The sequence below is a fragment of the Micromonospora sp. RL09-050-HVF-A genome (genome assembly GCF_019374995.1).
In the GTDB taxonomy this organism is placed as follows: domain Bacteria; phylum Actinomycetota; class Actinomycetes; order Mycobacteriales; family Micromonosporaceae; genus Micromonospora; species Micromonospora antibiotica.
Map to the genome: position 1 here is coordinate 2,389,494 of NZ_JAGKQP010000002.1, position 13,478 is coordinate 2,402,971.

The following is a 13,478-nucleotide window of genomic DNA, read 5'->3' on the forward strand; positions in this document are numbered from 1 at the left end:
GACTATCCGTTGCCCCCGACACTCCAGATCACACCGAGCTGGTCGACCTCGGTGCCGCTGCGGCCGAAGAAGCCGGCCAGTCGACCGCCCGGGGGCGCGGTGAAGGTGACCGTCGCCGAGGTGGGCGTACCGGCGCTGAGGGTGCGGCCCTGGTCGGTGCCGAGCCGGGCCGAGAAGATCCTGGTCCGGCCGTCCTTCTGGCCCTGGGTCAGAGTGACCTGGGTGATCCGCTCGCCGGGGGCCAGGGTGAGGCCGGTCTCGGTCCCGCCGGTGCCGCCGTGGCGCAGCTGGCCGCCGTCGGCGAGGTCGACGCCGACGGCGTCGAGCCGGGAGCCGCCGCGCAGGGTGACCCGGGTCACCGCCGGGCCGACCCGGTCGGCGTCGGTGAAGCCGGTGCCGTGCGGGCCGCCCCAGGTATCGCTGGCCCGCAGCGTCGGGGCGAGGGTCCAGTCGAACCAGGCGGCGTGCGGGTAGTGGTCGGACAGCGGCCCGCCGGTCGGGGTGAGGAACCGGGCGTGCTCGTTGTGGTAGCGGTTCAGGGTGAGGTTGACCAGCTTGTTGCCCCGGTAGAGGATCTTGTCGACCACCTCGCAGGAGTCGGTCACGTTGGCCTCGTCGCAGACCAGCGCGGGGTCACCGGCGGCCGGCGGCTGGCCGCCCCGTTCCTGCTGCACCCAGACGTCGGTGAGGCCGTTGGCCGCCACCAGGTCCCGGATGTTGTCTCCGGTACGGGTGTAGCGGACGTTCAGGTCACCCATCAGGACCACCGCGTTGCCGGCCGAGTTGGCGGCGACGTACGCGGAGAGCTGGCTGAGGTTGGACCGGCGGGCGGCCAGGTCGGCGTCGGTGGTGCCGGCGTTGGGGTGGGCGTTGTAGAAGTCGACGAAGACGCCCTCGGCGAGCCGGATGCGGCTGGCGGTGAAGCCCTTCGGGGTGAGGCAGTCGGTGCCGTTGCAGGAGTTCCACTTCACCCGGGCGAAGTCGCTGTACGGGTAGTTCGACAGCGTGTTGAGGCCGCTGCCGAACGGCACTCCCCCGCTGGTCGGGGTGCGGTACGGGTGCTGGTCGGTGGCGTACAGGTCGGCGTGGTAGTTGAAGTCCTCCTGGACGTGCACGATGTCGTACCCGCCGAGCCGTTCGCCGATCGGCCGGGTGTTGGTCGCCGGGTCGCCGCTGGAGATGATGTCGGGCAGCCCGGCGACGTTGTAGGTGAGCACGGAGAACGCCCCCGAGGTGGGCGCGGCGGCGGCGGTGCCCGGGGACGCGGCGGCCGGCGCGGGCGGGGTGAGCACGGCCGCGAGCAGCGTCGCGGACGCGAGCAGACGGACGACCTTCATCGACGGTCCAATCTGGAGTGGCGGGACCGGCGGGTGTCCGCCGGTCGGGGGCGGGACCGGCAGTGAGCACCGGTCAGGGTTGGGGGACCGGCGGGTGAGCACCGGTCCGGGCGGGAGGGCCGGCGGGTGAGCGCCGGGCGGGGTGGGGCGAGGGGCGGGCGTCAGCCCGGGTGCCGGATCGAAAGCTATCCACGCGCGCCGACCGGCTCGATACTCCCGGGGAAAGATCCGGCAGCCGCTCGATGGACGTCTTCCGATATCGACGAGCGGAGATTACCATCCGGTAACCGAATGTTATTCACGTAAAGATCCCCATCCTCATCGGAGGATCACCATGCCCCGTCCCCCCACCGTCCGCCGCCTGCTCGCCGGACTGACCGCCGGCATCAGCGTCGCCGCCCTGCTCACCGCGACCCCCGCCGCCCCGGCCGAGGCCGCCGCGCCACGTGCCGCGTTCAGCCCCGAGGACTACTGCCTCGGCGAGTGCGGCGACATCCTGCCACCCGGCCAGAACGGCAACGCCACCCTCGTCGAGGTGCTGGGCAACCAGACCCTCGGCACCCTGCCCCGGCACTCCGCCGACCAGCTCGACCGCTACGCCGACCTGGTCTACGGCTACGCCGGGCTGCGCGAGGAACAGATCGGCTCGTTCTTCAACGACGCCTCCTTCGGAGTGCCGCAGGGGCAGGTCGAACGCGACTACTCGCCCCGCTCCGACGTGCGCATCCTGCGGGACAAGGCGACAGGCGTCCCGCACGTCACCGGCACCACCCGGGGCGGCACCATGTACGGCGCGGGCTACGCCGGGGCCGAGGACCGACTGTTCACCATGGACCTGCTACGGCACGTCGGCCGGGGCACCCTCACCTCGTTCGCCGGGGGCGCCCCCGGCAACCGGGCCCTGGAGCAGAGCGTCTGGCGCAACTCGCCCTACACCGAGGCGGACCTCCAGGCGCAGGTCGAGGCGCTGCGCACGAAGGGTCCGCGCGGCCAGCAGCTCTACGCCGACGTGCAGGAGTACATCGCCGGCATCAACGCCTACATCGGCGTCTGCATGGGCGCCCGCAACTGCCCCGGCGAGTACGTGCTCACCGGCCACCTGGACGCGGTCACCAACGCCGGCGGCCCGGAGCCGTTCCAGCTCACCGACCTGATCGCCATCGCCGGCGTGGTGGGCGGCCTGTTCGGCGGCGGGGGCGGCACCGAGATGCAGTCCGCGCTGGTCCGCATCGCCGCCCGCGCCAAGTACGGCGCCACCGAGGGCGACAGGGTGTGGACGGCGTTCCGCAACCAGAACGACCCGGAGACCGTGCTGACCCTGCACGACGGGCAGAGCTTCCCGTACGGCGACGCCTCCCCGGACGCGGCGAGCGTGGCACTGCCCGACGCCGGCTCGGCCCGGGTCGAGCCGATCTTCACCGACCCGACCGGCTCCGCCGGCAGCACCGCCGCCCCGGCCCGTGCCCCCGGCACCAGCGCGTCCGGTGAGCTGGCCGCCGCGCTGTCCGGGCTGACCATCAGCCCGGCGCACCGGGGCATGTCCAACGCGGCGGTGGTCTCGGCCGGGAACTCGGCCACCGGACACCCGGTCGCGGTCTTCGGCCCGCAGACCGGCTACTTCTCCCCGCAACTGCTGATGGTGCAGGAGTTGCAGGGCCCGGGGATCAGTGCCCGGGGCGCGGCGTTCGCCGGTCTCAACCTCTACGTGCTGCTCGGCCGGGGGCAGGACTACGCGTGGAGCGCCACCTCGTCGATCCACGACATCACCGACAGCTACGCGGTGCCGCTGTGCACCACCGACGGCAGCGCCCCCACCCTCGCCGCCGACCACTACCTCTACCGGGGGCAGTGCGTGGCGATGGAGCAGCTCGCGCACGTCAACAAGTGGACGCCGACCCTCGCCGACGGCACCGCCAAGGGGTCGTACAAGCTCGTGGCCTGGCGCACGAAGCTCGGCCTGGTGTCCTGGCGGGGCACGGTGGGCGGCAAACCGCACGCGTTCACCCAGCTCCGCTCCACCTACCGGCACGAGGCCGACTCGGCGATCGGCTTCCAGATGTTCAACGACCCGGCCGAGATGGGCTCGGCGGACGCCTTCGTCGCCTCGGCCAACAACGTCGAGTACGCGTTCAACTGGTTCTACGTCAACTCCACCGAGTCGGCGTACTTCAACTCCGGGCTGAACCCGGTGCGGGCCGCCGGGTCCAACCCGAACCTGCCGATGAAGGCCGAGCCGGCCTACGAGTGGCAGGGCTTCGACCCGGCGACGAACACCGCCAACTACGCCCCGCTGGCCGCCCACCCCCGGTCGGTCAACCAGGACTACTACGTCAGCTGGAACAACAAGCAGGCCAAGGACTTCGGCGGCGCGGACGGCAACTACAGCTTCGGCGCGGTGCACCGGGCCGACCTGCTGGACCGCCCGCTCAAGGCGGGCCTTCAGGCCGGCCGGAAGTTCGACCGGGGCTCGCTGACCGCGCTGGTCGAGCAGGCCGGCGTGACCGACCTGCGCGGGGCCGAGGTGCTCGACGAGCTGATCCGGGTGCTGGAGAGCCAGCCCGTCGCCGACGCCGCGCTGGCCACCGAGATCAGCCGGCTCAAGGCGTGGCGGCAGGACGGCGCGCTGCGGGTGGAGACCGCGAAGGGGTCGAAGGTCTACCGGCACGCCGACGCGATCCGCACCTTCGACGCCTGGTGGCCGCTGCTGGTCCGGGGGATGTTCCGCGACCAGCTGGGCCCGGACCTCTACCAGTCGTTGATCAACGCGATCCAGATCAACGAGTCCCCCTCCGGGTACCAGCAGGGCGACAAGTCCAACCTGCCGACCTCGGCCAACGAGGCCCAGTCGCACAAGGGCTCGTCCTTCCAGTACGGCTGGTGGGGCTACGTCGACAAGGACCTGCGCGCGGTGCTCGGCGACCCGGTGCGCGGCGGGCTGGGCCGGAGCTACTGCGGGGCCGGGAACCTGGCCGGCTGCCGGCAGGTGCTGCTGGACACGCTACGCACGGCGGCGGCCACCCCGGCCGCCCAGACCTATCCCGGCGACGCGAGCTGCGCCGCCGGTGACCAGTGGTGCGCGGACGCGATCATCCAGTCGCCGCTGGGCGGGATCAAGCACGCCACCACCGCCTGGCAGAACCGGCCCACCTTCCAGCAGGTGGTGTCGTTCCCGTCCCGCCGGGGCGACGACCTGACCAACCTGGCCGCCGGCCGGCCGGTCAGCGCGTCCGGCAGTGAGCTGTTCTTCGGGGCGGCCAAGGCCGTCGACTCCGACCTCGGCACCCGCTGGGCGAGCAGCTGGGCGGACGACCAGTGGCTGACCGTGGACCTCGGGTCGGCCCGCCAGGTGGGTCGGGTGACGCTGGCCTGGGAGTCGGCGTACGCCCGGTCGTACCGGATCGAGGTGTCCAACGACGGGTCGACCTGGCGTACGGTCTGGTCGACCACGGCCGGCGACGGCGGCACCGACGTGGCGGCCTTCCCCACGACGAGCGCCCGCTACGTCCGGATGCACGGGGTGACCCGGGCCACCACGTACGGCTACTCGATCTGGGAGATGGCGGTCTACCCGCAGTGAACCCGACCGGCCGGCCCGGAGGACGTCCTCCGGGCCGGCCGGTGTCGGTCAGGCCAGCGAGATCTGGTCGCCGTCGATCTTGAGTTCCTTGGCGGCCAGCGGTTTGGTCGCCGGCCCCTCCTTGACCGCGCCGTCGGTGATGGCGAACTTGCTGTTGTGGCAGGTGCAGTTGATCGTCCCGCCGTCGACGTTCGACACCGGGCAGCCCTGGTGGGTGCAGATCGGGTCGAAACCCTTGAACTGCCCCTCCGTCGGCTGGGTGATCACCACGCCCTGCGCGGCGTAGACCTGGCCGCCGCCGACCGGGATGTCGGCGGTCTTGGCGATCGCGGCGGCACCGGACCCGCCGGAGGTCGCGGCCGGCCCACCGGTGGCCGGGGTGGCCGGTTCGTCACCGGAGTCGTCGCCGCAGGCGGTCAGGAGAACCGAGGCCCCCACCGCACCGGCCCCGGCCAGCAGGGCGCGTCGGGTCTGCGTACCGGGCCCGGTCAGCACCTGATCGTCGTTCATCTCCGGCCTTCCTCTCGACTGCCGCCGCAGGTCGTCGACCATCGCGGCCTCACTGGAGCACACGCACCACTGTGCCCGACGGTTCACCCCACCCGCCCGGGAATGTCCGCGCCGGACCCCGGGGCGGGGCCGGTCGTCGACCCGCCGGGTCAGCGGGCTGCGGCGGGCACCTTGCGGGTACGCGCCTTCGGCGTCGCACCGTTGGCCCGGGACGCCCGGGTCACCGCCGCCTTCGCCCCCCGGGCCTGGCCGTCGAGCTTGAGCACCGAGCGCAGGAACTGGCCGGTGTGGCTCTCGGCGACCTCGGCGACCTCCTCCGGGGTGCCGGTGGCGAGCACCGTGCCGCCCCGGTGACCACCCTCCGGGCCCATGTCGATCAGCCAGTCGGCCGTCTTGATCACGTCGAGGTTGTGCTCGATGGTGATCACCGTGTTGCCCTTGTCGACCAGGCCCTCCAGCACCATCAGCAGCTTGCGGATGTCCTCGAAGTGCAGGCCGGTGGTGGGCTCGTCGAGCACGTAGACCGTGCGACCGGTGGAACGCTTCTGCAACTCGGAGGCCAGCTTGACCCGCTGCGCCTCACCGCCGGACAGCGTCGGCGCGGGCTGACCCAGCCGGACGTAACCCAGACCCACGTCGTTGAGCGTGCGCAGGTGCCGGTGGATGGCGGGGATGGCGGAGAAGAACTCGGCCGCCTCCTCGATCGGCATCTCCAGCACGTCGGAGACGGTCTTGCCCTTGTAGTGCACCTCCAGGGTCTCCCGGTTGTACCGGGCGCCCTTGCAGACCTCGCACGGGACGTAGACGTCCGGCAGGAAGTTCATCTCGATCTTGATGGTGCCGTCGCCGGAGCACGCCTCGCAGCGGCCACCCTTGACGTTGAACGAGAACCGGCCGGGGCCGTACCCCCGGACCTTGGCCTCGGTGGTCTCGGCGAACAGCTTGCGGACGTGGTCCCAGACCCCGGTGTAGGTCGCCGGGTTGGAGCGCGGGGTACGGCCGATCGGCGACTGGTCGACGCCGACCACCTTGTCGACGTGCTCCAGCCCGGAGACCCGGGTGTGCCGGCCCGGCACCAGCCGCGCGCCGTTGATCTGGTTGGCCAGCACCGCATAGAGAATGTCGTTGACCAGCGTCGACTTGCCCGAGCCGGAGACCCCGGTGACCGCGATGAGCTGCCCCAGCGGGAACGGCACGGTCAGGTTGCGCAGGTTGTGCTCGCGCGCCCCGTGCACCACCAGCTCCCGCTCCGGCGTCTGCGGTCGACGCTGCTGCGGTGTCGGGATCTCCCGCCGGCCCGACAGGTACGCCCCGGTCACCGACTCGGGATTGTCCAGCAGCTCCGGCACCGAGCCGCTGTGCACGATCCGGCCGCCGTGCTCCCCCGCGCCGGGCCCGATGTCGACGATCCAGTCGGCCACCCGGATGGTGTCCTCGTCGTGCTCGACCACGATCAGCGTGTTGCCCAGGCCGCGCAGCCGCAGCAGGGTCTCGATCAGCCGGTGGTTGTCCCGCTGGTGCAGGCCGATCGACGGCTCGTCGAGCACGTAGAGCACGCCGACCAGGCCGGACCCGATCTGGGTGGCGAGCCGGATGCGCTGCGCCTCGCCACCGGACAGGGTGCCGGCCGCCCGGTCCAGCGAGAGGTAGTCCAGGCCGACGTCGAGCAGGAACCGCAGCCGGGCGTTGATCTCCTTGAGCACCCGCTCGGCGATCATCTTCTGCCGGTCGGTCAGTGCGATGCCGGCGAGCAGCTCGGCGGCCTCACCCACCGACAGGTTGCACACCTCGGCGATGCTCTTGCCGGCGATGGTGACCGCCAGCACCTCGGGCTTGAGCCGGGTGCCGCCGCAGGCCGCGCAGGGCACGTCGCGCATGTAGCCCTCGTACTTGTCCCGCGACCACTCGCTCTCGGTGTCGGTGTGCCGCCGCTCGATCCACTGCACCACGCCCTCGAAGCCGGTGTAGTAGGACCGCTCCCGACCGAACTTGTTGCGGTAGCGCACGTGCACCTGGTCGTCGGAGCCGTGCAGGATGATCTTTTGCGCCCGCGCCGGCAGCGCCCGCCACGGGGTGTCGACGTCGAAGTGCTGGCTCTCGCCGAGCGCCTCCAGCAGGCGCAGGAAGTATTCCAGGTTGTGCCCGGTCGCCCAGGGTTGCAGCGCGCCCTCGCGCAGGGTGCGCTCCGGGTCGGGGACGACCAGCTCCGGGTCGACCTCCTTCTTGGTGCCCAGGCCGGTGCACTCCGGGCAGGCCCCGTAGGGCGCGTTGAACGAGAAGACCCGGGGTTCCAGGTCCTCGATCGCCAACGGGTGGTCGTTGGGGCAGGCCAGGTGCTCGGAGTAGCGACGTTCCCGGGCCGGGTCGTCCTCGGCCAGGTCGACGAAGTCGAGCAGCACCAGGCCGTCGGAGAGGCCGAGCGCGGCCTCCACCGAGTCGGTCAGCCGCTGCTTGGCGCCCGCCTTGACGCTGAGCCGGTCGATCACCACCTCGATGGTGTGCTTCTCCTGCTTCTTGAGCTTGGGTGGCTCGGTCAGCGGGTGCACCACCCCGTCGACCCGGGCCCGGGCGTAGCCCTTGGCCTGGAGTTCGGCGAAGAGGTCGACGTACTCGCCCTTGCGGCCCCGGACCACCGGGGCGAGCACCATGAACCTGGTCCCCTCGGCCATCGTCAACACCCGGTCGACGATCTGCTGGGGGCTCTGCCGGGAGATCCGCTCGCCGCAGACCGGGCAGTGCGGCTCACCGATGCGGGCGAAGAGCAGCCGCAGGTAGTCGTAGACCTCGGTGATGGTGCCGACGGTGGAGCGCGGGTTGCGCGAGGTGGACTTCTGGTCGATGGAGACGGCCGGGCTCAGCCCCTCGATGAAGTCGACGTCGGGCTTGTCCATCTGGCCGAGGAACTGCCGCGCGTACGACGACAACGACTCGACGTAGCGGCGCTGCCCCTCGGCGAAGATGGTGTCGAAGGCCAGGCTCGACTTGCCGGAGCCGGACAGCCCGGTGAAGACGATCAGCGCGTCCCGGGGCAGGTCGAGACTGACGTCACGCAGGTTGTGCTCGCGCGCGCCACGGATGATCAGACGGTCGGCCACGGTGCGGGTGCTCCCGAAAGAAGAATGTGAGGCGGATCTGTCCGCTACGAAGGTGATCTGAGCGGTTTGCGGAGTGAGTTGAGCAGTTTCACGGGCGCGGAAGGAACGCCCCGGCAACTTTAGCCCCGGGGTACGACAACTTCGTGCACGCCCACATTCCCCCAGCTCACACCGGTCAGGTCAGCCCACCGCCCGGCCCGCGCCACAGCTCGGACCGGCACCACGGCGGCACACCGACCCGGTGCCCGACCCGACCGCTGTCGGCCGGGTCGGGCACCGGTCAGAAACCGCCCGGCAGCGGTGGCGTGGTCGGCCGGGCCGGCCGGCGTCGACCCCCTCGCCAACCGCCCCGCCGCTCGGCGGCCAGCCGGCTCTGCCGACGGCCACCCTCGTAGGCCACCTCCCGCTGGAGCCGACGCCAGCTCTCCCAGCGACGGGGCGACAGTTCCCCGTTCTCCAACGCCTCCCGCACCGCGCAGGCCGGCTCGGCGGTGTGCCCGCAGTCGGCGTACCGGCAGCCGGTGGCCAGCTCGGCGATGTCGGTGAACGCCCGGTCCAGGCCGGCGTGCCCATCGAGCAGGCCGACCGCCCGGACCCCCGGGGTGTCCAGCACCGCCCGCCACCGGGCACCGGGACCAGCGCCCGCCAGGTGGTGGTGTGCCGGCCCTTGCCGTCGACGCGTCGGATCGCCTGGGTCGGCATGACGTCCGCCCCGACCAGGGCGTTGACCAGGCTGGACTTGCCCGCTCCGGACGGGCCGAGCAGGGCCAGCGTACGACCCGGGGCGACCAGCGGACGCAGCGGTGCCAGGCCGGTGCCCTGCTCGGCGCTGACCGGCAGCACCGGCACCCCGGGGGCCACCGCGGCGAGTTGCCGGGCCACCGCCTGCGGGTCGGCGGCCAGGTCGACCTTGGTGAGCACCACCAGCGGGGTGGCCCCCGACTCGTGGGCCAGCGCGAGCAGCCGTTCGATCCGGGCGGCGTCCGGCTCCGGGTGCACCGGCTCGACCACCGCCGCGGCGTCGAGGTTGGCGGCGAGCACCTGACCGCTGGCGTCCTTGCCGGCGGTCCGGCGGATCAGCGCGGTCCGTCGGGGCAGCACCGCGTCGACGGTCACCGGGCCGTCCGGCCAGCGGGCCAGCAGCACCCAGTCACCGGCGCACGGCAACGCGGTCAGGTCACGGGCGGCGGCGGCCAGCACCGCCGGGCCCAGGCTGGCGCGGACCGGTCCGTCCGCGGCCAGCACGGTGCACACCCCCCGGTCGACCCGGGCCACCCGGCCGGGGCGGCGGTCCGGCCGCCGTCGCGCGTACGCCGCCCGCTCGGCGTCCAGGCCGAGAGCGGTCAGATCGATGGTCATGTCATCCTCACCGGGGTCGGAACTGGTCGTGGCCGAACACGCGTCCTGCTACCGGCATGATCACCACCCCCGTCCGTCGTCCCGGTACCGCGTCGTAGCCGACGGTAGGCGTCGCACCGACGCGCCGAAAGCGAATTCCCCGGCGGCGCAACGCTCCCCGGACCGTTAGGGTCGTGGCGTGACCACGGATCCACTGCTGTTGACCGGTGCGGTGACCGACGCCGCCGCCCGCCTGCTGGACACCACGGCCGGGCTCGACGCGGCGGCCGTCGCGGCTGCCAGCCTGCTGCCCGGCTGGACCCGGGGCCACGTGCTGACCCACCTGGCCCGCAACGCCGACGGGTTCGTCAACCTGCTCACCTCCGCCCGAACCGGGCAGGACATCCCGATGTACGCCAGCGACGCCGCGCGGGACGCCGACATCGCCGCCGGTGCCGACCGGCCGCCCGCCGAATTGCTGGCCGACCTGCGTCGCAGCACCGACCGGTTCACCGAGGCGGTGGCCGCGATGCCGGCGCACGCGTGGCAGGGCACCGTGCAGACCCGACGCGGCCCGTGGCCGGTCGCCCTGGTGCTCTGGGGCCGGTGGCGCGAGCTGGAGGTGCACCACGTCGACCTGGGCACCGGCTACCGGCCGGCGGACTGGCCGGCCGCGTTCGCCCAGCACCTGCTGCACGAGGTGGCCGGCGGGCTCGCCGAGCGGCCGGACGCCCCGGCGCTGGTGCTACGGCCCGCCGACGGTAACCGGCCGGAGCTGGTGGTGGGCGACCCGCAGGGCGCCCCGCAGGTCGCCGGCCCCGCCGCCGAACTGGTCGCCTGGTTGATCGGCCGCAGCAGCGGCGACGTGTTGACCGTCACCCCGGACGGTCCCCTCCCGACCCCACCCGAATGGATATAGACCGCCCATGAGCTACACCGGAGACGTCACCCACGGCGGCCCGCCCGCCGTCCGGGAACTGGACCGACTCACCGTCAGCAAGCTGTCGGTCGGCCCGATGGACAACAACGCCTACCTGCTGCGCTGCCGCGACACCGGGGCGCAGGTCCTGATCGACGCCGCGAACGAGGCACCACGGCTGCTCGACCTGATCGGCGACGCCGGCCTGACCTCGGTGGTCACCACCCACCGGCACATGGACCACTGGGTGGCGTTGGAGGAGGTCGTCGCCACCACCGGCGCCCAGGCCCTGGTGCACGCCGACGACGCCGAGGGGCTGCCGATCGCGGCGCAGGCCCTGACCGACGGCGACACCGTGACGGTGGGCGGGCAGACGTTGGAGGTGATCCACGTCAAGGGGCACACCCCGGGGTCGATCGCGCTGCTCTACCGCGACCCGGCCGGCACCCCGCACCTTTTCACCGGGGATTCGCTGTTCCCCGGCGGGGTCGGCAACACCGACCGGGACCCGCAGCGGTTCGGCCAGCTCATCGACGATGTCGAGCACAAGCTGTTCGACCGGCTGCCCGACGACACCTGGTTCTATCCGGGGCACGGTGCCGACAGCACCCTCGGCGCGGAGCGGGCGTCGCTGCCGCAGTGGCGGGCGCGCGGCTGGTGACCCGGGGCACCCGGTGGCGGGCTCACACCCGGTGACCGGGCGAACGCCGGTCACCGGGGCGGATACCGGTCACCGGGGCGGCAGCGGTCAGCCGGCCTGACCGAGGGCGGTCACCGTCCGTAGCCGACGTCGGGTGCCCAGCAGCACCAGACCGGCCAGCACCAGGCCCACCCCCATGGTGACCAGCAGCGGATCGCCGGGCAGCAGCCCGGCCAGGGCCCGTGACGCCACCCCCAGCGCCAGATAGAGACCGGCCCACGCCGCCGCGCCGAGCGCGGCACACGTGACGAACCGGCGGTACGACATCCGCAGGCCCCCGGCGGCCAGCGGCAGCAGCGTGTTGAACACCGGCAGGAAGGGTGCGACGAGCACCATCCGCCCGCCACCGGAGCGCAGCAGTTGCTCGGCGGCCGACCAGCGCCCCTCGCCGATCCAGCCACCGACCCGGCTGTGCCGCAGCCGCTCCCCGTAGATCCGCCCGGCGAGGAAGCTCAGCGACCACCCGGCGAGGCAGCCGACGACCACCGCCACCATGGTCGCGACGCCGGCGAGGGGCCGACCCACCCCCACCGCCGCGAGAATCGCCACGTCGCCGGGGACGAGCACACCGAGCAGCGGTACGGCGTCGGCGAGCATCACCAGCCCGAGCGCCGCCATCAGCAGAGCGGTGGGCAGGTCACCGAGTCGGGCCAGTTCGTCGAGCACGAGCCGACGCTACGGCCCGGGGGTGCTCCGGCGCATCGGGTCGCGACCCTGATCACTCCCCGAATTTTCTCGGGGTGCCCTGGTTGGCCTGCGGGGTTCACCGGGGACGCAGCACCTGCACCCGGCGGACCGGGGAGTCGACGGACGGCTCGGTGGTGGGCACCGGATAGCTGGCCACCACCTCCAGCACGTCCCACGGCAGGTGGCCCCGGTCCGGGTCACCGACCAGCACCTGCGTCCCACCCTGGGCGGCCCGTCGCAGGTAGGGCAGCACCCGGTCGGCCAGTTCCCGGTCGTAGAGGACATCCCCGGCGACCAGCAGCTCGGCCTGGGTGCCGTCGTCGTCGAGCAGGTCACCGGAACGGGCCTGCACCCGTACCCGGTTGGCCCGCGCGTTGACGGTCACCGCCGCCACCGCGTACGGGTCCACGTCGTTGGCGACGACCTGGGTGGCACCGCCGAGCGCGGCGGCGATGGCGACCAGTCCGGAGCCGGCGGCCAGGTCGAGCACCCGGCGACCGGCGACCAGGTCGGGGTGGTCGAGCAGGTGACGGGCGAGTGCCTGACCACCGGCCCAGGCCGAGGCCCAGAACGGTGGCGGCAGGGCCCGGCCGGCCGCCGCCTCCATTCGTGCCCACCAGACGATCGCGTCCTCGGCGAGGTGCAGCCGCACCTCGGGCACGAACGGCGTCGGCACCAGCCGGAGCCGGTCCAGCCCGTCCCCCGGTGCGTCGATCTCCCGCTCCAGCTCGGCCAATGCGGCGGTGCTCGGTCCGTTCACCGGTCGAGTGTCCCGGACCGGACCGCCCGAAGGGTGGTATTCCGGGCTGGCCCGCGAGTTTCCCCGCAACTTCCTGCGGCACTTCAGCCGGCAAAAACCGGATCGGCCGGTTACTGTCGGGGCAGTACAGGGCGATCATCCGCCGCAGCGGCGGGATCACCCGTTGTAAACAGGGAGAGATGCATGGCAACCGGCACGGTCAAGTGGTTCAACTCGGAAAAGGGCTTCGGCTTCATCGAGCAGGACGGCGGCGGCCCCGACGTCTTCGTCCACTACTCGGCGATCGCCAGTAGCGGATACCGGGAACTGCAGGAGGCCCAGAAGGTCGAGTTCGATGTGACCCAGGGGCAGAAGGGCCCGCAGGCGGAGAACGTCCGCCCGCTGTAGGTCCGTGCCGGTGGCGGCGGCTTCGGCCGCCGCCACCGAGCGCTGTCGACCACCATCACCCGGTGACGGCACCGGTACGGCCCGGCACGACCATGATCGACTCAAGGGGGCCGTTGTAGCGCTATCCCGCCCGCCGTGACACCGCTACCTGGGCACCATTGCGGCGCA

The 13,478-nt window shown here is 72.5% G+C and carries 9 protein-coding genes and 1 pseudogene; 4 read left to right on the forward strand and 6 right to left on the reverse strand.

The genetic code is table 11. From position 1 onward, the window contains the following. Positions 1–2: 2 nt before the first annotated feature. Entirely contained in the window at positions 3–1,337 is a 1,335-nt protein-coding gene (locus tag J7462_RS10175) for a jacalin-like lectin (RefSeq protein WP_219463739.1), read from the reverse strand. 334 nt (positions 1,338–1,671) lie between these two features. On the opposite strand from J7462_RS10175, the gene J7462_RS10180 reads away from it, so the two are divergent. Beyond that, positions 1,672–4,914, forward strand: coding sequence for a penicillin acylase family protein (locus J7462_RS10180; RefSeq protein ID WP_219463741.1), 3,243 nt, complete (start codon positions 1,672–1,674; stop codon positions 4,912–4,914). A 48-nt stretch (positions 4,915–4,962) separates the two neighbouring features. Here the strand turns inward: J7462_RS10180 and J7462_RS10185 are convergent, their stop codons facing one another. From J7462_RS10185 to rsgA, 3 genes and pseudogenes are all read right to left on the reverse strand, one after another. After that, complete coding sequence (locus tag J7462_RS10185; RefSeq protein ID WP_219463744.1) at positions 4,963–5,424, reverse strand: Rieske (2Fe-2S) protein; 462 nt, start codon at positions 5,422–5,424, stop codon at positions 4,963–4,965. Between the two features lie 149 nt (positions 5,425–5,573). Further along, positions 5,574–8,519 (reverse strand): excinuclease ABC subunit UvrA, encoded by a 2,946-nt coding sequence (gene uvrA / locus J7462_RS10190; protein ID WP_219463746.1) that lies wholly within the window; start codon positions 8,517–8,519, stop codon positions 5,574–5,576. Between the two features lie 280 nt (positions 8,520–8,799). Next, a pseudogene (gene rsgA / locus J7462_RS10195) lies at positions 8,800–9,878 on the reverse strand (ribosome small subunit-dependent GTPase A). A 178-nt stretch (positions 9,879–10,056) separates the two neighbouring features. Between rsgA and J7462_RS10200 the strand changes: the two are divergent. Together J7462_RS10200 and J7462_RS10205 are read left to right on the forward strand one after the other, a co-directional pair. Continuing rightward, positions 10,057–10,776, forward strand: a complete 720-nt coding sequence (locus tag J7462_RS10200; protein ID WP_219463748.1) for a maleylpyruvate isomerase family mycothiol-dependent enzyme — start codon at positions 10,057–10,059, stop codon at positions 10,774–10,776. 7 nt (positions 10,777–10,783) lie between these two features. Next, positions 10,784–11,437 (forward strand): MBL fold metallo-hydrolase, encoded by a 654-nt coding sequence (locus J7462_RS10205; RefSeq protein ID WP_219463750.1) that lies wholly within the window; start codon positions 10,784–10,786, stop codon positions 11,435–11,437. An 87-nt stretch (positions 11,438–11,524) separates the two neighbouring features. Here the strand turns inward: J7462_RS10205 and J7462_RS10210 are convergent, their stop codons facing one another. Together J7462_RS10210 and J7462_RS10215 are read right to left on the reverse strand one after the other, a co-directional pair. Next, complete coding sequence (locus tag J7462_RS10210) at positions 11,525–12,142, reverse strand: DedA family protein (RefSeq protein WP_208569215.1); 618 nt, start codon at positions 12,140–12,142, stop codon at positions 11,525–11,527. Positions 12,143–12,239: 97 nt separating this feature from the next. Next, entirely contained in the window at positions 12,240–12,899 is a 660-nt protein-coding gene (locus tag J7462_RS10215) for a 50S ribosomal protein L11 methyltransferase (protein ID WP_255598414.1), read from the reverse strand. Positions 12,900–13,106: 207 nt separating this feature from the next. Here J7462_RS10215 and J7462_RS10220 point away from each other — a divergent pair, with 207 nt between their 5' ends. Next, a complete protein-coding gene (locus tag J7462_RS10220) occupies positions 13,107–13,310 on the forward strand; it encodes a cold-shock protein (RefSeq protein ID WP_091237353.1) in 204 nt (67 codons plus the stop codon). The last annotated feature ends 168 nt before the right edge of the window (positions 13,311–13,478 follow it).